Consider the following 19,816-nt stretch of genomic DNA (forward strand, 5'->3'; position numbering starts at 1 on the left):
ATTCATGGCCAACCTGAAACATTGTGGGAGCTGGCCTGCCAGCGAAGAGGCCGGTACAGCCGCCGCATCATCGCCTGCCGCACCACCGTGGAAAATGGCGGAAGGTAGCCGGAGTCGAACCTGCCCGGGAACGGATGCCGTCCCCAACCGGGTTTGAAGCCCGGCCGCGCCACCGGGCGCGATTACCTTCCTCAATCATTGCTCGGTTCGCCGGGCCAGCACGTTGTCCGGACGAATCTGACGTCGGTCGCCCATGCGCCGCGTCAGGCCCAGGCGATCGAAATATTCAAGGATCTGGATGCTGCGCTTGCGCCCCACCCCCAGTGCATCGCGAAACGCCGCCACCTGGATCACCGGGTTGTCCTCGGCCAGTTGCAACAGCATAGACGCCAGACGACGAATCATCGCGTCGGTGTAAAACAGGTCGCGCACCACCTGATGCAACAGCCCCAGCCGCGCCATCTTGCGCAGCAACAGGCGCACTTGGGCCTCGTCATGCCCCAGCGCCCGCACCCACGGCGGATCGAAACCCGCCGCGTCGAACTGCGGCTGCAACAGTTGCCACAGCGCCTCGTCCTCTTCACTCAAGCGAACCTGATGCGCCGGCAAATGCAACCACGGACCGCTGGCACTCAGGGCACCACTGGCCAGCAATTCGTCGAGCAGGCTGATAAAGGTCCCACGCCCCAGGGCAGAGGCGGTAAAACGGCGCAATCGATCACGATCCGGGCCCATCTGGTCCGGCTCCAGTTCATGAAAGCGCGCCAGATGCGCCAGCACACCCGATTTCAACGCCTGCCAACGGGCCGTATCGAACAACACCGGCCCCTGCCGCGTCTCGATCAGACGCACGTCATCGGGCAACAACCAAGTGGCACGCGGACGGTTGAACTGACGCTCCAGTTGCCGCGGGTCTACACCTGTATCGCTGTTGGCCAGCAATGCCGGCAGAATGTCCTCCAGCCGCACGGCAGTGGCCAACGCCTGCAACTGCGCGATGCGCTCGGGACTGCGCCGCTGCCGGGTCGGTGCAAACGGATCGAGCACCCGCCCGCCGCCCAGCGTGCGTTGCGCGCTCTGGTCGCGCACGATCAGCGGATCGCCCTGCACCACCTGCACCGGCCCATTGAGCAACAGCTGAGCGAACATGCGCTCGCCCGGCGCCAGGCTGGCACCCTCCAGCAACGCCACCCGCCCCGTCAGGTCCTGCGTACCCAGGTGCACGTGCACCGGTTGAAAGTGCTCGAAATCCCGAGTCTCGCTCGCCAGCAATTGCAGATCGACGTCCAGCCGCTGGGTCGGCGCGTACAGCCACTCGGCCGACAACCACTGACCCCGATGAATCTGCTCCAGTGCCAGCCGCTCACCGCTGATGTTCAACGCCACACGCTGCCCGGCCATGGCGCTTTCAGCCGCTTGATTCTGCGCATGCAGGCCCCGCACCCGAACGGCCTTGCCCAATGGCCCGAGCATCAAGGTATCGCCCACCGCCACCTGCCCCGACAGCGCCGTGCCAGTGACCACGATCCCGGCGCCCGCCACACTGAACGCGCGGTCGATCCACAGCCGAAAACCGCCGTCGAGCCCACGTTGCAACACTTCACGCTGCGCCGCCAGCAGCGCCTGGCGCAGGGTCTCGACGCCCTCCCCGGTCACGCTCGACAAAGCAATCAACGGCGCCTCGGCATAAGGCCCGGGCGCCAATAACGCGCTGACTTGCTCGCGCACTGCTTGCACCCGGGCCCCGTCGACCCGGTCGATTTTACTGATGGCGACCAAGGCGCGAGGAATGCCCAGCAGCTCGACAATCGCTAGATGCTCACGGGTCTGCGGCATGACCCCGTCATCGGCCGCCACCACCAACAGCACCAGATCGATACCCTGAGCGCCGGCGAGCATGTTGTGGGTGAAGCGCTCATGACCGGGCACGTCGATGAACCCGGTGAGGGCCGCGCCCGGTTCCAGCGCGGCGTACAGATAGCCCAGGTCGATGGTCATGCCCCGTTCGCGCTCTTCCCGGCGTCGATCCCCGGCCTGCCCGGTCAAGGCCTGGAGCAACGCGGTCTTGCCGTGGTCGATGTGCCCTGCGGTGCCGACGATCACCCTGCCTGGCCCTCGACTTCCAACAGGGCGTGCAATTGATCGAGCTGCGCCAGCCACGCCGGCTCATCGTCCAGTTGCCGCAAGTCAAGCCACAGGGCGTCGTCATCGATGCGCCCCAGCACCGGAATCGGCAGGCCGCGCAACGCGCCCTCCAACTGGTGCAAGCTGCGCCCGCGCAAACGTTTCGAACTGTGCGGCCGCAAACACAGTGCGGCGCTGGGCAAACGCGCCACCGGTTGGCTGCCGCTGCCGATCATGCCCAGCGCCGGCTCTGTGCTGACGCTCCATGCCGCGCCCAACACCTTGGCCAACACCGGTTGCAGGCATTGCGCCTGAGCGAGGATGTCCGCCTGGGACCGCGTCAACAGGCGCAAACTCGGCAGCCGTTCGGCCAGTCGATCGGGATTGCGGTACAACCCCAGCACCGCCTCGAGCGCGGCCAGGGTCAGTTTGTCGACCCGCAGCGCCCGTTTGAGCGGGTTTTTCTTGATCCGCGAGATCAGCTCCTTGCGCCCGACAATCAACCCGGCCTGCGGCCCGCCCAGCAGTTTGTCGCCGCTGAAGGTGACGATATCGGCGCCATCGAGCAGGGCCTGGCGCACCGTGGGTTCAGCGGGCAAGCCCCAGCGCGTCAGGTCCAACAGGCTGCCGCTGCCCAGGTCTTCGAGCAACGGCAAGCCGTGCCGATGGGCCAGTTGCGCCAGTTCTGCGGTGGGCACGCGGGTGGTGAAGCCCTGAATGTTGTAGTTGCTGGCATGCACGCGCATCACCAGACCGCTGCGGGGACCGATGGCGGCTTCGTAATCCTTGGCGTGGGTGCGATTGGTGGTACCGACTTCATGCAGCTTGACCCCGGCCCGGGCCATGATGTCGGGGATGCGAAACGCCCCGCCGATCTCGATCAACTCGCCCCGGGAAATGATGCCTTCCTTGCGCGCCCCCAGGCTGTTGAGGGTCAGCAGCACCGCGGCGGCATTGTTGTTGACCACGGTCACCGCTTCGGCGCCGGTCAGCTCGCGAATCAGCCCTTCGATCAGATCATCGCGATCGCCGCGCTTGCCGCTGCGCAGGTCGAATTCCAGATTCAGCGGATACCGCGCGGCCATTTGTACCGCCTCGATGGCTTCCTCCGGCAGCAAGGCGCGGCCCAGATTGGTGTGCAGCACGGTGCCGGTGAGGTTGAACACCCGCCGCACCTGACTGCGGTGTTGCGCGGCCAGGCGCTCCGCCACCCGCCCTGCCAGCACTTCGGGCGCGACTTCGACCGCCTGCAGTTGCCCCGTCAGCAGTGCTTCGCGCGAGTCATCGAGCAACTGCCGCAGACCGGCGAGCAAGGCGTCGCGGCCATATCGCTCGGACAGCGGCCGGCAGGCGTCATGGCGCAACAGGCTGTCGATGGAAGGAAGCCGCACAGTCGCAAGGTTGGAACGGGAGGACATCAGGCGCTCCTGCAATGGGGTCGTCGCGCCTGAGTGTAGACGCTGTGCTCAATCGCCTCCCGGTGCCAGCAACAGATTGGGCGCCGGGCGCTGGAAGCCTTCCTGCTCCAGGCGCATGTCCAGCATCAGGCTGCCCAAGTCAGCGGACAAGGCTTCGCCCTCGGCGTCGCATTCGAGGTAAATCTGCTTCAGATAGCTGTGGCAATTGGGACAGGTCTCTGCGCGCAACGGCGCCTTGTCGGCGGCGTGCCGGTCACTGTCGAAGCTCACGTATTGCAGGCCCTTGCTCTGCTCGCAGTACACGCACTTGACCCGCACCACGTGCCATTCGCAGGCGCACAGCGAACAGACCAGATAGCGCAGACCGTTGTATTTGCCACGGTGGCGAATGACCCCGGCCATGGCCGGCGAACCGCAGGCCGGGCACTGGTTGAGGCTGTTGCCGGGCTTGAGGTTGAGATCGGGTGTAGTCAGCAGCCAATGGCTCCAGGCCGCCTGCAAGGCCGCGCCGAGAAACGGCACCAGCGCCGCCGGCAGCAAACTGAACTGACCACTGACCAGGGCAAGCGCCCAGGCCTTGAGCTGGCCGACACTGGCAGTGCCCAAGGTCGCCACCGCCTGTTCCACCGCCGATTGCGCCGGTGGCTGATAGTCGCGCAGCAAACCCTGCAGATACACCAGCCAGCCATCCTCGCGTACCAGGCTGTCGGCGGCGAACGGCGGCAAGCCATGTTCCAGGCACTGCGCCACTCGCTGCGGGTCCGGCAGCGCCGCCTCGGGAGGGTCGTCCATCAACCGCTGTTGCCCATGGCACAACCCGGCGACCAGGTGCAGGTAATCGGCCAGCGGATGACCCTGCGCCAGACGTTCCAGGCGCAAGGCTCGCAAGGTGAAGAGGTTGTGCGGCGGCAGGTGCAGAAACGGCGGCGCAGTGGCCGCCGCTTCGATTTCTCCAGGTTCGAGGATGGTCGCCAAATCGTTATCCTTTTTTGCTCAAGGGCGGGTCGGGACGCTCGTCCCGGGTGATCTCCCGATACCACAGTTCATGGTGCTTGCGCGCCCACGGCCGGCTGACCCAACCGTGCATCATTGCGCCGACCGAGCCCTTGATCCAGATGCCGGCGTAGATGTGCACGATGATGCTCAGGATCAGCACGAAACCGGCCAGCGCGTGCAGCAGCATCGCCCAGCGAATCGTCGTGATGCCAAAGTACTCGCTGAACCAGGCGCGCCAGATCACCAGCCCGGTGAACAGCAAGCCCAGCATGCACAGCAGTAAAGTCCAGAACAGCAGTTTCTGCCCGGCATTGTATTTCCCCACCGGCGGCACGCTTTCTTCATCGTTGACCATCACCCGGTCGATGCGCCGCAGCCAGGTGCGGTCATTGGCGATGAAGTAGTTGGCGCGCCAGAAGCGCAACACCAGGCCGAGAAACAACAGGAACATCAACACCCCCATGTAGGGGTGCAGGATGCGCGTCCAGGGCCCGCCGCCGAACAGGTGGCTGAGCCAGAACAGCGCCGGGTGAAACAGCGCCAGCCCGGACAGCCCGGCCATGAAGAACAGAATCGCCACCAGCCAGTGATTGGTGCGCTGGTTGGCCGTGTAACGCAGGATATGTTTGCGGATCATGGCCGGCCCTCCCGCTTCGGATCATAGGTATGTACCGACGGATCGACTTCATGCACCGCCGGGTCCGGGCCATGGGGCAACTCGTCCTCCTCGACCCGGTTCGGCCCGATTCGCACATAGTGGAAGAACCCGGCCAGCACCGCCGCGCCCATGGCCAGCAGCGCCAGGGGTTTGCTCACGCCTTTCCACAGGCTCACCAACGGGCTGATCACCGGATCGGCCGGCAACCCGGCGTACAGCTTCGGCGTGTCGGCATGGTGCAGCACGTACATCACATGGGTGCCGCCGACCCCGGCCGGGTCATACAGCCCGGCGTTGTCGAAGCCGCGGCTCTTGAGGTCGACGATGCGCTCGGCGGCGTGCTCCTTCATGTCCTCCTTGGTACCAAAGACGATGGCGCCGGTCGGGCAGGTTTTCACACAGGCCGGCTCCAGCCCCACCGCCACCCGATCCGAACACAGCGTGCATTTGTAGGCCTTGTGATCCTTTTGCGAAATGCGCGGAATGTTGAACGGGCAACCGGTGATGCAGTAACCGCAGCCGATGCAGTGGTCCTGATTGAAATCGACGATGCCGTTGGCGTGCTTGATGATCGCCCCGGGGCTGGGACAGGCCGCCAGGCAACCGGGCTCGGCGCAGTGCATGCAGCCGTCCTTGCGGATCAGCCACTCCAGGTTGCCGGCGTCGGTTTCGTGCTCGGTGAAGCGCATCAGGGTCCAGGTCTCGGCCGTGAGGTCCTGGGGGTTGTCGTAGGTGCCGTGGTTATGGCCCACCTCGTCGCGCAACTCGTTCCATTCCGAGCAGGCGACCTGGCAGGCTTTGCAGCCGATGCACTTGGTGGTGTCGATCAGCTTCGCCACTTCCTCCAGATTGCGCACCGAGGACGGCACGGTGGTGGTGGCCGAGCGGGCAACGATGTCTTGGCTGGCCATCAGATTTTCTCCACGTTGACCAGGAATGACTTGGATTCCGGGGTCTGGGTGTTGCCATCGCCGAGGAACGGCACCAGGGTGTTGGTCAGGTAGCCGTGACGTGTCAGGCCGGTGAAGCCCCAGTGCAGCGGAATGCCGATCTGGTGCACCACCTGATTGTTGACCTGCAACGGCCGGATGCGCTTGGTCACCACCGCCACCGCTTCGATGTGCCCGCGCTTGCAACTGACGCGCACGCGGTCACCGGCGACGATGCCTTTCTCCTTGGCCAGCACCTCGCCGATCTCGACGAATTGCTCGGGCTGGGCAATCGCGTTGAGCTTGCAGTGCTTGCTCCAGAAGTGGAAATGCTCGGTCAGCCGGTAGCTGGTACCGGCGTAAGGGAAGTCCTTGGCCACGCCGAGGGAATCCCACACCGAATCGAAGATCCGCGCCGCCGGGTTGCTGGTGGCCTGTTTGTTCTGCGGGTGCAGCGGATTGATGCCGATCGGCGTTTCGAACGGTTCGTAATGCTCGGGGAATGGCCCTTCGGTCATCTTGTCCACGGCAAAGAACCGTGCCACGCCTTCGGGGTTCATGATGAACGGACTCATCCCCGCCTCCGGCGCCACGTCGGCCTTGTAGTCCGGCACATCGGTGCCGCCCCAGGCCTTGCCGTTCCACCACACCAGACGCTTTTTCTCGTCCCACGGTTTGCCCTGCAGGTCGGCCGAAGCGCGGTTGTAGAGAATCCGTCGGTTGGCCGGCCACGCCCAGGCCCAGCCCTGGTTCTGGTGCATGCCGTAAGGGTCGCTGTTGTCGCGTCGGGCCATCTGGTTACCGGCCTCGGTCCAGCTGCCACAGAAAATCCAGCAACCGGACGCCGTGCTGCCGTCGTCCTTCAACTGACCGAAGCCGGCCAGTTGCGAGTTGGCCTTGACCGCCGCGCCGGTGATGTCGGTGAAATCCGTGGTGGCCGTGCCGTTGATTTCCTTGGCCAGCTCCTCCGGCGAAGGTTCGTCGGGGATCTTGTACGGCCACGACAGTTTGAGCAGCGGGTCAGGGAATTTGCCGCCGTTGGCCTGATAACGCTGGCGCAGACGCAGGAACAATTCGGCCATGATCCGCACGTCGGTGCGTGCTTCACCGGGGCCGTCGGCGCCTTTCCAGTGCCATTGCAGCCAGCGGCTGCTGTTGACCAGCGAACCGTCCTCTTCGGCAAAACAGGTGGTGGGCAGGCGAATGACTTCGGTCTGGATATCGGCGCTGTTGACGTCGTTATACGGCCCGACTTTGTGCCAGAACTCCGACGTCTCGGTGGCCAGCGGGTCCATCACCACCAGCCACTTGAGCTTGGCCAGTGCCGCCATCACCCGGTTTTTATCCGGCAAGGCGGCGATGGGGTTGAAACCCTGGCACATGTAGCCGTTGACCTTGCCCTGGCCCATCAGGTCGAACACCTTGAGGATGTCGTACTGAGCGATGTCCAGCTTCGGTAAGTAGTCGTAGGCCCAGTTATTTTCCGCCGTGGCGTTGGCGCCGTACCAGGATTTCATCAGGCTGACGTGGAACTTGCTGTAGTTCTGCCAATAGGACAATTGCCCAGGACGCAGCGGTTTTTGCGTGCGTTTGGTAATGAACGCGGTGAAGTCCTGCTCAGCATCGCCGGGCAGTGTCAGGTAACCGGGCAAGGCGTTGGACAGCAGCCCAAGGTCAGTCAGCCCCTGGATGTTGGAGTGCCCGCGCAGGGCGTTCACGCCACCGCCGGGCATGCCGACGTTGCCCAGCAACAGCTGCACCATCGCCGCGCTGCGGATGATCTGCGCGCCGATCGAGTGCTGGGTCCAGCCCAGGGCATAGAGAATCGTCATGGTCTTGCCCGGTGCCGAGCAGGTGGCGATTTCTTCCCAGATCTTTTTCATCGCATCGACCGGCATGCCGCAGATCTGGCTCGCCAGGTCGATGTTGTAGCGGCTGTAGTGCTGCTTCATCAATTGATAGACGCAGCGTGGGTCTTGCAGGGTCGGGTCGACCTTGACGAAACCGTCCTCACCCAGCTCGTAGCCCCAACCGGACTTGTCGGTATAGGCACGTTTGGCGGCGTCGTAACCACTGAAAATGCCATCCTCGAAGCCATACCCGGCTTTGACCAGGAACGACACGTCGGTGTAGTTGCGCACGTACTCGTGCTGGATCTTGTCCTCGGTCAGCAGGTAATTGATCAGCCCGCCCATGAAGGCAATGTCGGTGCCGGTGCGGATCGGCGCGTAATAGTCGGCCACCGAGGCGGTCCGGGTAAAACGCGGATCGACCACGATCAGCCGCGCCTTATTGTGCGCCTTGGCTTCGGTCACCCATTTGAAACCGCAGGGGTGCGCTTCTGCTGCGTTGCCGCCCATCACCAGGACCAGGTTCGCGTTGGCGATATCGGTCCAGGTATTGGTCATGGCACCACGGCCGTACGTCGGGGCAAGACTTGCCACCGTCGGGCCGTGTCAGACACGCGCCTGGTTGTCGAACCCCAGCATGCCGAGACTGCGAATGACCTTGTGGGTGATGTAGCCCGCTTCGTTGGACGCTGCCGACGCCGCGAGGAACCCCGTGGTCAGCCAGCGGTTCACCGTCTGGCCCTGCTCGTTCTTCTCGATGAAGTTGGCGTCGCGGTCGGCCTTCATCAGGTCGGCGATGCGATCGAGCGCTTCATCCCAGCCGATGCGCGTCCACTCGCTGCTGCCAGGCTTGCGCACCTGCGGGTATTGCAGACGGCCGGGGCTGTGAATGAAGTCCAGCAGGCCCGCGCCTTTGGGGCAGAGGGTGCCGCGGTTGACCGGGTGGTCGGCGTCCCCTTCGATGTGGATGATGCTTTGTGCGACATTCTTGGCCGTATCGCCCTGGCTGTACATGATCAACCCGCAACCGACCGAGCAATACGGGCAGGTGTTGCGGGTTTCATGGGTGTGGGCGAGCTTGAAATGACGCACCTGCTCGGCGAAGGCAGGCGTCGGGGCCATGCCCAACGCGCCCAGGCTAGAGCCTGCAAGGCCGATACCGGCGACCTTGAAGAACTGACGACGGCTGAGGTCCATCGTGCACTCCTGATCAGGTGGAGATCCGGTGCTTTGCCGGATTTTTCGGACAATCACGGTGGCGGCAGACGGGCTGCCGACATCTGAACTCTAGCCAAGGCTGTCGAAATCGCCATGACAGCCGACCGTCGGGCAACGCCCCTCTGTAGGAGCGAGCTTGCTCGCGATGAACGTCGGGACAACGCGGGCATTCAGACAGCCAGCGTTATCGTTGACCACCATCGCGAGCAAGCTCGCTCCTACAGGGGGTTGGCGATTATCATGGCGGCATTCCCTACCCCGTTTTCACGAGACCCCGCATGACTTTCGATTTCGATCAGGTGTTCGACCGCCACAACACCGGCAGCACCAAGTGGAGCCGCTACCCGGCCGATGTGTTGCCGATGTGGGTCGCCGACATGGACTTCGCTGCGCCGCCGATGATCATCCAGGCCCTGCAAAAACGCCTGGAACATCCGATGGTGGGCTACAGCGTGGCACCGGACAGCCTGCGCGAGGCCATCGTCGCCGACCTGTGGAACAAATACGCCTGGCGCGTCGAGCCCCAGGAGCTGATCTTCCTGCCGGGTGTGGAGTCGGGCTTCAACATGGCGCTCAAGGCGCTGGTACAGCCATCACAGAACGTCGTGGTCCAGGTCCCCAACTACCCGCCGCTGCGCCACGCGCCGGGCCACTGGGGCTTGAACAAGGTCGAGCTGAATTTCGATTCGCAACCTGACGGCACCTACGTCACGCCCCTCGACACCCTGAGCCAGTCCCTGCAAGGGGGCGGCGCCCTGCTGCTGAGCAACCCGCACAATCCGCTGGGCAAGGCTTTCCCTCGGGCGGAGCTGCAAGCCATCGCCGATATCTGCATCGAGCACAATGCCTGGATCATCTCCGACGAGATCCACGCCGAGCTGTGCTTCGACGGTCGCCAGCACATTCCGATGGCCACCCTGAGCCCGCACGTTGCGGCACGCACCATCACCCTGATGTCGGCCAGCAAGGCCTACAACATCGCCGGGCTGAAAACCTCGTTCATGATCATTCAGGACCGCCACCTGCGCGAGCGGGTCAACTATGCTCGTTGCGGCATGGTCGACAGCGTCAACCCGCTGGGCCTGGAGGCCACCCGCATCGCCTACAGCGAAGCCGGGCAATGGCTGGCCGAACTGAAGATCTATCTGCAAGCCAACCGCGATTACCTGGTCGAGGCCGTGCGCACCCGTCTGCCGGGCATTACCATGAAGGTGCCGCAAAGCACCTACCTGGCCTGGCTCGACTGCAGCGCCCTGGGGCTGGACAACCCGCATCAGTTCTTCCTGCAAGAGGCCAGGGTTGGCCTGAGCCCCGGCTTCGATTTCGGCGACGACTGCAAACAGTTCGTGCGCCTGAACTTCGGCTGCCCGCGCTCGCTGCTCGAAGAAGGCATCGCCCGGATGGAACGCAGCCTCAAGCCCTGATATCTCTTCACCGACTCCATAAATCCCCAGGTGACGAACACCCTGCCTGTGGCGAGGGAGCTTGCTCCCGTTGGACTGCGCAGCAGTCCCTTTCTTTTTAAATATCGAAAGGGGCCGCTACGCTGGTGCGCCGACCTGGCCCAGCGGGACCAAGCTCCCTCGCCCCAGGGCAGCTATGTGACGCTGAAATCCAACCGAACTCAAGCCAAAACCCCAAGGTCCACCCTTTGACTCCCACCCTCAAGCCCGGAGATTGAAGATGACCGACTATCCCAAACCCCCCTTCCCCAAACAGCAGCAGCCGGTCCCCGGCTCGCAGCGCAAAATGGACCCCTATCCTGATTGTGGCGAGCAAAGCTACAAGGGTTCGGGGCGCCTTGAGGGCAAGATCGCGCTGATCACCGGCGGCGACAGCGGCATCGGGCGTGCGGTCGCCATTGCCTTCGCCCGCGAAGGCGCCGATGTCGCAGTGGCTTACCTCGATGAACAGGAAGATGCCGAAGAAACCGCACGCTGGGTCGAGCAGGCCGGCCGCCAATGCCTGCTGCTGCCCGGTGACCTGGCGCACAAGGTGCACTGCCAGGCTCTGGTGGAAAAAACCGTCGAACGCTTCGGTCGCATTGACGTGCTGGTCAACAACGCTGCGTTCCAGATGACCCACGAAACCCTGGAAGACATTCCCGATGAGGAGTGGGTGATGACTTTCGACGTCAACATCACCGCGATCTTCCGGATCTGCCAGGCCGCGCTGAAACACATGCAGCCCGGCAGCTCGATCATCAACACCAGTTCGGTCAATTCCGACATGCCCAACCCCACCCTGCTCGCCTACGCCACCACCAAAGGGGCGATTGCCAACTTCACCGCGGGGCTGGCGCAAATGCTCGGGCCGAAGAATATCCGGGTGAACAGCGTGGCGCCGGGGCCGATCTGGACGCCCTTGATCGTCTCGACCATGCCCGAGGACACCGTAAGAAACTTCGGCGGTAACACCCCCCTGGGTCGCCCGGGGCAGCCGGTGGAAGTGGCGCCGATCTACGTGCTCCTGGCCTCGGATGAAGCGAGCTATATCACCGGCCAGCGCTTTGGCGTGACCGGGGGCAAGCCGATTCTCTGAAATATTGAACCCCGGGACCTTTGCGCCGCTCCACAGGGTATAGGCCTTGCCAAAGGGTGCAGTAAGACCAGCCCCCTGCAGGCGCGAGCATGCTCGCTCCCGCAGGGGAAGAAAGCCCGCCCGTTTCAAGAGGTCGCCATGTCCGCAACGGTCGCTCAGCTGCTCATCCCCCTCCAGATCGCCCGATTCGATGACTCCAGGCCATGAGCTTCGTTGCCTGGACGGCGGTGCTGGGCGCCGTGTTGCTGACATTGGCACTCACTTCGTCGTATCTGCGCTGGATGCCGGTCACCACTTCGGCGGTGTGCCTGGTGCTGGGCGTGGCGATCGGGCCCTCGGGTCTTGGCTGGCTGAAGCTGGACATCAAGGACGCGTCGTTCTGGATGGAGCACCTGACGGAAGTCGCGGTGCTGTTCTCGCTGTTTGTCTGCGGGTTGAAACTGCGCCTGCCGCTAAGAGACAGAAAGTGGTGGGTGGCGTACGGTCTGGCCGGGCCGGTGATGCTGCTGTCGATCAGCGGCGTGTGCCTGCTGCTGCATTTCGCCTTCGCCTTGCCCTGGGGGCCGTCGTTGCTGATCGGCGCGATTCTGGCACCTACCGACCCGGTGCTCGCCTCCCTGGTACAGGTCAACGATTCCCAGGACTTTGATCCGGTGCGCTTCGGTCTCTCAGGTGAAGCCGGGCTCAATGACGGCGTGGCCTTCCCTTTCGTGATTCTCGGCCTGCTGTTGCTGCAGCAGGGCGAAAGCGGTTCCAGCGCCTGGCTGGATGAATGGGCGCTAAAACGCCTGTTATGGGCCGTCCCGGCCGGTTTGCTGATCGGCTATTGCATGGGCCGTGGCATCGGCCGGGTCACCCTGTCGATGCGCATCCGTAACGCTGACAGCACCCTGTCCCCCAACGATTACCTGACCTTTGCCCTGATTGCCCTGGCCTATGTCGCAGCCGAAGCGGTGCACGGGTATGGCTTCCTTTCCGTGTTCGCCGCGGGGTTGGGCTTGCGCGGGGCGGAAGTGAGATCCACCGGCGACTCGCAGCCCCCGGCCGAACACCTGGTTCAGGCAGTGGTCGGCCACCAGAACGTCGAACCTGACGCGGCGATCCACGGCGACGTGGAGCACCTGGACGATACCCAGGTGGCCGCTGGCATCATGATCGGCGACATGCTGTCGTTCGGCAGCCTGGTGGAACGGGCCATGGAAGTGTTTCTGGTGACCTTGCTCGGCGTGGTGCTGATCACACACTGGGACTGGCGCGCGCTGACGATTGCCCTGGTGCTGTTCTGCGTGATTCGCCCCTTGAGCGTCGCGGTGGTGCCTTGGGGCCGTTTGCTCAATGGCCGGCAACGGCTGTTGATCGGCTGGTTCGGCATTCGCGGTATCGGGAGTTTTTACTACCTGTTCTACGCCTTGAACCACGACTTGCCGTCCTCGGTAGCCAGTCTGTGCACGGACCTGACGTTGTCGGTGGTGGCGCTGAGCATCCTGCTGCACGGCATCAGCACCCAGCCGATGCTGGCACGGTATGAACAGCGCAACCGTCAGCTCACTTGAGTGCCGCGGCTATGACTTCAATCAGGTTCATCTGAGTAAAGGGCTTGGAAAGACGCGGCAGTCCGGCGGCAAAACCTTCCAGTCTTTCGGCAAAACCGGTGGCCAGAATGATCGGCAACGTGGGCTTGAGGATACGGATTGCCTGAGCCAACTGCGCCCCGTTCATTTGTGGCATGGCCATGTCGGTGATCACCAGGTCGAACAGTTGCTCACCTTCAAGAATCTGCAAGGCCCGCGCGCCGGACTCGGCGAAGCTGACCCGATGCCCAAGATCCTCCAGTAACAGGCAGGTGCTGGTCATCACCAGGCTATCGTCATCGACCACCAGCACGTTCAGGCGCGGAACCTGCGGCGCGGCGAGCTTCGGTCCCAGTGCGCCGGCGACCGGACCTGCGTGAGCCACCGGCAGCCAGAGTTCGGCGGTCGTGCCCAGGCCTTTCTCGCTCTTGAGCAAAAAGCGCCCACCCATCTGTTCGATAAACCCATGCACCATCGACAGTCCCAGCCCCGTGCCTTTACCGACGCCCTTGGTGGTGAAAAACGGGTCCATCGCCGAGGCGAGCGTGGTGTCATCCATGCCCTCCCCGGTGTCCGTGATGGACAGGCAAACGTAGCGCCCTGGCGCCATCGTCGAGTGCGGCTGATCCAGAACGACTTCGGTGCGGGTGGCCATCACGAGCTTGCCGCCATTGGGCATGGCATCGCGGGCATTGGTCGCAAGGTTGAGCACGGCCAGCTCAAGTTGATTGAGGTCAGCCATGACCGCTTCCGGCTCAGGCACAAACTGCGTTTCGATCCGCACCGAAGGCCCCAGCGAACTGCGCAACAGACCGGTAATACCTTGCACCAGCGCGGGTATTTCGACCGGCTCGGCCTTGAGCTCCTGGCGCCGGGCGAAGGCCAGCATGCGCTGGGTCAGGGACACGCCGCGCAAGGCACCCTGGGTGGCGTTATCCAGCAGACGAACCAGCCGTGGGTCGTCCGGTATGCGTTTGCGCACGATTTCCAGGTTACCCAGAATCACCGTCAGCAGGTTGTTGAAGTCATGGGCGATGCCGCCGCTGAGTTGGCCGATGGCCTGCATTTTCTGTGCTTGAAACAGCGCTTCGCGGGTTTTCTCCAGGGTTTGCTGGGCTCGCGCGACCTCGGTGATATCACGGGTGATCTTGGCAAACCCGAGCAGCGTGCCGGTATCGCCCCAGATCGGGTCCACCACCACGTGGGCGAGGAACCGCGTACCGTCCTTGCGCAGGCGCCAGCCCTTGTTTTCGAAGCGGCCTTCGCGCACGGCGATATCCAGGGTCCGCTGCGGTTCGTTGGCTTGACGGTCTTCGGGGGTATAGAACAGGGAGAAGTGCTGGCCGATGATTTCTTCGGGCAGGTAGCCCTTGATACGCTGGGCGCCTGGGTTCCAGTTGGACACCTGTCCGCCGGGTGTGAGCATATAGATGGCGTAATCGGTAACGCTTTGCACCAGCAGGCGGAATTGCTGTTCGCTTTGCTTGAGGGTTTCCTCGGCCATCTTGCGGTCGGTCAGGTCGCGAGTGATCTTGGCGTACCCCAGCAACTTGCCCGAAGGGTCGCGAATCGGATCGATCACCACGCTGGACCAGAAATGCGTGCCGTCCTTTCGCACACGCCAGCCCTCGCCTTCGAAACGCCCCTCATTGAGCGCCGTGTCCAGCGCCCGTTGCGGCAAACCGGCCTGGCGGTCCGTGTCGGTATAGAAACGCGAGAAATGCTGACCGATGATCTCGGCCTCTTCGTAGCCCTTGAAGCGCTTGGCGCCGGCATTCCAGCTGGTAATGATGCCATCGGGATCAATCATGTAGATCGCGTAGTCGACCACTGCATCGATCAGCAGGCGAAAACGCACTTCCTCGCTCGCGTTCACCTTTGTTCGATCGTCACTCATTGAATTCTCACGTCATGATTCGTTTTTCTGAAGTATGCGACAAACCGTCGATTTGGTAAGCCTAAACTTCGGCACTCGGCAGCGGTGCATGGCCCACCGACCACCAGCGTGGCAGCAGTTGCCGAACCCTGGACTCGCCGAAGCGATCATCGATGAGCATCACCACGCCTCGATCCTGCTGGGTGCGGATCACCCGCCCGGCGGCCTGCACCACCTTCTGCACGCCGGGGTACAGGTAGGTGTAGTCGTAACCTGCGCCGAAAATCGCCGCCATGCGCTGTTTCATCTGTTCGTTGACCGGGTTCAACTGCGCCAACCCCAGGGTCGCAATGAATGCGCCGATCAGCCGCGTGCCGGGTAGATCGATGCCTTCGCCGAAGGCGCCGCCCAACACCGCAAAGCCGATGCCTTCGCCGCTTTCGATGAACTGATCGAGAAACTGCTGGCGCTGCGCTTCACCCATGCCACGGGACTGTGACCACAGTTTGATCCTGGGGTGCCGTTCGGTGAGCAACTGCAAAACCTGCTGCAGATAATCAAAGCTGCTGAAAAACGCCAGGTAGTTGCCCGGACGCTGGCTGTACTGCCTGGCCATCAGTTCGACGATGGGCGCCAGCGAGGCCTGGCGATGATTGAAGCGGGTGGAGATCTGATTGACGATCTGCACCTGGAGCTGGTCGGCGTGGAACGGCGACTCGACGTCGATGCACACCGTATTGGCCGGGGTCCCCAGCAGATCGGCGTAATAGTGCCGCGGGCTGAGCGTCGCCGAGAACAGCACGGTGCTGCGTGCCGCGGTCAGGCGCGGGCCGATGAAAGCGGCAGGCACCACGTTGCGCAGGCACAGTTGCGACAGCGGCCGCTTGCGGTCGAGGTCACGCTTGCTGATGTCGAACAGGAAGTGCTCGTCAAACAACTCGGCCACCCGACAGAATTGCAAAATGTCGAAGTAGAAGCTTTGCAGTGCGCTGTCCAGGCCCTGGGGGTGGTCATTGAGGTAATCGCCAATGCTGGCGCTGCAGGATGACAACGCCTGGAGCAGTTTTTCCGGCGACTTGTCGTAAGCCAGATAGGCCCCCTGTTGCTGGTTGTGCAGGGCGTTCCATTCGCGATTGATCCGCTGCAAGGGCTTTTTCAAGGCTTCGGGTGCGGTTTTGCGCACGGCATTGAGGCTCGCCTGATCCAGGCTGGCGCTGTACATCTGCCGGCCCCGCTCCACCAGGTTGTGGGCCTCGTCCACCAGCACCGCGACCTTCCATTGGTTGGCCTGGGCCAAGCCGAACAACAGGGCGCTGAAGTCGAAGTAATAGTTGTAGTCGGCAACCACCACATCGGCCCAACGGGCCATTTCCTGGCTCAGGTAGTACGGGCACACCTCATGTTCGAGGGCAATCTGGCGCAAGGCATTCTGGTTCAACAGATTGACGTGGCTGGCGGCCTGACGCGCTGCCGGCAAGCGGTCGTAGAAGCCCTTGGCCAGCGGGCAGGAGTCGCCATGGCAGGCCTTGTCCGGGTGCTCGCAGGCCTTGTCCCGGGCGATCATCTCCAGGACCCGTAGCGGCGGTGCATCGACGCGACCGAGGATGACGTCCGCCGCGTCCAGGGCCAGTTTGCGACCCGGAGTCTTGGCCGTGAGAAAAAACACCTTGTCCAGTTGCTGTGGTGCCAGGGCCTTGAGTATAGGGAACAGGGTGCCGAGGGTCTTGCCGATCCCGGTCGGCGCCTGCGCCATCAGGCAACGCCCGGTACTGACGGCCTTGAACACTGATTCGGCCAGGTGACGCTGGCCCGGTCGAAAACCGCTGTGGGGAAAGGCCAGTTGCTGCGCCGCTTGGTTGCGTGCCTGGCGATGGCTCATTTCCCACTCTGCCCAATGCAGGAAACGCGCGCACTGCGCTTCGAAGAACTGCTGCAATTGCGCGGCGCTGAAGCGTTCGAGCAGGCAGGTTTCCTTTTCGCTGACGATGTCGAAATACACCAGCGCCAGGTTGATTTGCTCCAGCTGGAGTTTGTGGCACATCAACCAGCCGTAGATTTTGGCCTGGGCCCAGTGCAACTGACGGTGATTGGCCGGTTGCTTGCTCAGGTCGCCGCGGTAGGTTTTCACTTCTTCCAGGCAGTTTTGCGCCGGATCGTAGCCGTCGGCGCGGCCTTTGACTTTCAGGCTCTGGTACAGACCTTCGAGCGCGACTTCGCTCTGGTAGCCCTCGCTGCGCCGGGAGGCCACGGTGCGATGGCCGACGATGCCTTCCAGCGCGGTCGGCGACGGGGTGAAGCGCAGGTCGAGGTCGCCGACCTTGGCGGTGAACTCACACAGCGCCCGCACCGCGATGTTGTAGCTCAAGCGCCCTGCTCCGCCCATTGCACATAACACACGGCAATCGGCATGCCGTGCTCATGGCAGAACTCCAGCCAGCGCAACTGGTTGTCCTGCAGGCGATCGCCCGGGCCTTTGACTTCGATCATGCGGTAGGTTTTCTGCTGCGGCCAGAACTGGATCAGGTCGGGCATGCCGGCGCGGTTGGCCTTGATGTCCAGCAGCAGGCGATTGAACCAATGCCTGAGGTGCTCGGCCGGCAGGCAGTCCAGGGCCTGTTCCAGCAACGCCTCATCCAGTGCGCCCCAGAATACGAAGGGCGACTGCACGCCCCATTTTTCGACGTAGCGCTCGCGGATCGTCTGCCGATAACGCCCGTCGTCGAGTTGCGCCAGGCAGGCCTGGAACAGCGCCAGCCGGCGCTCGTGGAAGTCTTCGTTGAGCAGGTCCACCGGGCCGCGCTGGAACGGATGAAAGAACGCCCCCGGCAGCGGCGCGAAAATCGCCGGCCAGCACAACAAGCCGAACAGTGAATTGATCAGGCTGTTTTCGACGTAGTGAACCGGTGCCGACGCTTCAGCGAGGTGTGCCTGAACGTGGAACTCAACGGACATGGCCGGATCGGTCCTGGGCAATTGCAGATCCAGGCGCTGCATCTCCCGTGGCGGCAGGCGTTTCACTGCGGGGCCACCCAGTTTGCGGCGCAGCCTGGGCAAGATGCGCAGCAGTTGTTGCTGCTCGGCGGCGCTTTGTGGCGACTGTTGGGCCTCGGTAGCCAGTTCCAAAGCGAGCGCATATTCCCCGCAACGCTCCAGCACACGGATCAAGCGCCCGCGCGCACCGGGGTAGGCACATTGGCGAAACAGCGTCAGCGCCGTAGCGAAATCGGCGATCCGCTCGCAGTGCTGGGCGATGTGGAACAGTAGTTTGTCGCGACGGCGTTGCAGCCAGGGATTATTCAGTGACAGGGCCGTGATGCGTTCGACGATATCCGGGATCGCCTCGCCGTCGACGAATTGCTGGTGGTATAGATGAAGGAGCATGCCGGCATCCACGTCTTCACGGCTGCGAAAACCGCGGGAATCGGCGCAGAACTGGACTTTTTCGTAGGTGAAGATGCCAAGGTCGGCCAGCACGAATTCGGACCAATCCTGATAAAGGTTGCCGAAAAACATAAAGCGCAGGCGATCGCACAGGCCCCTGATGGTCAGGCTGAACAGGCGCTCGTTCAGATTCGGGCACCATTGGCCGAAGCTGCGCGCCTCGGAAAACTGCTCGCTCAGGGTCGGCAGCCAGTCGGCCTTCTTGCCCTTGGGTTGCTCGATGGCGCTGCCAAGGCATTGCACCACTTCAGCCTTGAGCAGCACGCCGAACAGCTCGTCGACCGGCAATGGCAGCTGATCATCGATCCACCCCAACCTTACCAGGGGCTCGACCGCGTCATGGATGTTGCCGATTTCGGCGTAGCGCAATTTGCTCGCCCTGAAATGAATCCCCTTGCGCATCACCATTCTGACCAGCAAGGCCCGGGATTCACGGGAAAGGCCCTTGAAGTCGGATATGAACCGCTGCTCGTCGGTGTCCAACACATCGCCATAGCGTTGCTCAAGCCAATCAATGACTTGCATGAAGTTGTTAAGGTAATAGAACGGATCGTCGAGGGGATTTGCGGTCACGGGAAATTGGGCCATGGCGAGCGAATACTGGTTATGCGTACAGATACCAGCAACACCCTGCCCCGTGCAATCGGAAAAGGATGGGTGGAAGGCCGTCATCTAATTTTACCGGCGTGCCGAACTTTCCGCCGATCCACGGCACAAACGGCGATACAGGTGCTGCCGCGCGGGCGGCTGCAACGTCTTTCAAGTGTAAGAGGTGGTTATGAACATCAGGACTTTCGGTTTGCCAATGGCCATGGCAGCGTTTCTGGCCCTCTCGGGCTGCTCGACCCCAACCGTGGTGACCCTGCAGAACGGCACCCAATACCTGACCGAGGACATGCCGAAAACCAAAACCAAGGACGGATTCTTCGAGTTCGAAGACATCTCCGGCGCCAAAGTGAAAGTGCGGGCGGATGAAGTGAGCACCATTCGCAAAGAAGACTGAATGATCGCGAAAGCGGTGGGTCAGCCAACAATAATGCTGACCCTGCCGACACCTTCGCGGGCAAGCCCGCTCCTACAGTTTTCAGTGGCGCCAACATGACCTGGGAACGACACTGCCCTCCTTGTGGGAGCGGGCTTGCTCGCGAAAGCGGTGGCTCAGCCAACAATAATGCTGACCCTGCCGACGCCTTC

Annotated in this window: 13 protein-coding genes and 1 tRNA gene; 4 read left to right on the top strand and 10 right to left on the bottom strand. The window is 62.9% G+C overall.

The genetic code is table 11. The features are described from left to right. Window positions 1–95: 95 nt before the first annotated feature. The 7 genes from B0W55_RS23300 to fdnG all read right to left on the bottom strand — a co-directional run bounded on the left by B0W55_RS23300 (window position 96) and on the right by fdnG (window position 9,172). Window positions 96–191 (bottom strand) — tRNA-Sec (locus B0W55_RS23300). A 4-nt stretch (window positions 192–195) separates the two neighbouring features. After that, a complete protein-coding gene (gene selB, locus B0W55_RS23305; protein WP_077048261.1) occupies window positions 196–2,103 on the bottom strand; it encodes a selenocysteine-specific translation elongation factor in 1,908 nt (635 codons plus the stop codon). Further along, window positions 2,100–3,542 (bottom strand): L-seryl-tRNA(Sec) selenium transferase, encoded by a 1,443-nt coding sequence (selA, locus tag B0W55_RS23310; protein ID WP_077048262.1) that lies wholly within the window; start codon window positions 3,540–3,542, stop codon window positions 2,100–2,102. The genes selB and selA overlap by 4 nt, the downstream gene beginning before the upstream one ends. Window positions 3,543–3,590: 48 nt before the next feature. Then, complete coding sequence (gene fdhE / locus B0W55_RS23315) at window positions 3,591–4,517, bottom strand: formate dehydrogenase accessory protein FdhE (protein WP_077048263.1); 927 nt, start codon at window positions 4,515–4,517, stop codon at window positions 3,591–3,593. A 4-nt stretch (window positions 4,518–4,521) separates the two neighbouring features. Then, complete coding sequence (locus tag B0W55_RS23320) at window positions 4,522–5,175, bottom strand: formate dehydrogenase subunit gamma (protein ID WP_077048264.1); 654 nt, start codon at window positions 5,173–5,175, stop codon at window positions 4,522–4,524. Further along, window positions 5,172–6,107, bottom strand: coding sequence for a formate dehydrogenase subunit beta (fdxH, locus tag B0W55_RS23325; protein WP_077048265.1), 936 nt, complete (start codon window positions 6,105–6,107; stop codon window positions 5,172–5,174). Before fdxH ends, B0W55_RS23320 begins: the two co-directional genes overlap by 4 nt. Then, window positions 6,107–9,172 carry a formate dehydrogenase-N subunit alpha gene (fdnG, locus tag B0W55_RS23330; protein ID WP_139340964.1) on the bottom strand — a complete coding sequence of 1,022 codons (3,066 nt, stop codon included), beginning with the start codon at window positions 9,170–9,172 and terminating at the stop codon, window positions 6,107–6,109. The genes fdxH and fdnG overlap by 1 nt, the downstream gene beginning before the upstream one ends. A gap of 299 nt (window positions 9,173–9,471) precedes the next feature. Here fdnG and B0W55_RS23340 point away from each other — a divergent pair, with 299 nt between their 5' ends. The 3 genes from B0W55_RS23340 to B0W55_RS23350 all read left to right on the top strand — a co-directional run bounded on the left by B0W55_RS23340 (window position 9,472) and on the right by B0W55_RS23350 (window position 13,287). Then, complete coding sequence (locus B0W55_RS23340) at window positions 9,472–10,617, top strand: MalY/PatB family protein (protein ID WP_077048268.1); 1,146 nt, start codon at window positions 9,472–9,474, stop codon at window positions 10,615–10,617. Window positions 10,618–10,876: 259 nt separating this feature from the next. Beyond that, on the top strand, window positions 10,877–11,734 hold the full coding sequence (locus tag B0W55_RS23345) for an SDR family oxidoreductase (protein ID WP_077048269.1): 858 nt from the start codon (window positions 10,877–10,879) through the stop codon (window positions 11,732–11,734). A gap of 203 nt (window positions 11,735–11,937) precedes the next feature. Beyond that, on the top strand, window positions 11,938–13,287 hold the full coding sequence (locus tag B0W55_RS23350) for a sodium:proton antiporter (protein ID WP_077048270.1): 1,350 nt from the start codon (window positions 11,938–11,940) through the stop codon (window positions 13,285–13,287). Here the strand turns inward: B0W55_RS23350 and B0W55_RS23355 are convergent. The 3 genes from B0W55_RS23355 to B0W55_RS23365 form a co-directional block, all read right to left on the bottom strand. Next, complete coding sequence (locus B0W55_RS23355; RefSeq protein WP_077048271.1) at window positions 13,280–15,202, bottom strand: PAS domain-containing sensor histidine kinase; 1,923 nt, start codon at window positions 15,200–15,202, stop codon at window positions 13,280–13,282. The genes B0W55_RS23350 and B0W55_RS23355 overlap by 8 nt on opposite strands. 61 nt (window positions 15,203–15,263) lie before the next feature. After that, window positions 15,264–17,546 carry an ATP-dependent DNA helicase gene (locus tag B0W55_RS23360; RefSeq protein ID WP_077048274.1) on the bottom strand — a complete coding sequence of 761 codons (2,283 nt, stop codon included), beginning with the start codon at window positions 17,544–17,546 and terminating at the stop codon, window positions 15,264–15,266. Continuing rightward, complete coding sequence (locus B0W55_RS23365; RefSeq protein ID WP_077048272.1) at window positions 17,543–19,210, bottom strand: VRR-NUC domain-containing protein; 1,668 nt, start codon at window positions 19,208–19,210, stop codon at window positions 17,543–17,545. Before B0W55_RS23365 ends, B0W55_RS23360 begins: the two co-directional genes overlap by 4 nt. 190 nt (window positions 19,211–19,400) lie before the next feature. On the opposite strand from B0W55_RS23365, the gene B0W55_RS23370 reads away from it, so the two are divergent. Continuing rightward, window positions 19,401–19,625, top strand: coding sequence for a YgdI/YgdR family lipoprotein (locus B0W55_RS23370; RefSeq protein WP_077048273.1), 225 nt, complete (start codon window positions 19,401–19,403; stop codon window positions 19,623–19,625). The last annotated feature ends 191 nt before the right edge of the window (window positions 19,626–19,816 follow it).

Origin of the sequence: Pseudomonas sp. KK4 (assembly GCF_001984065.1) — a bacterium.
GTDB lineage: Bacteria > Pseudomonadota > Gammaproteobacteria > Pseudomonadales > Pseudomonadaceae > Aquipseudomonas.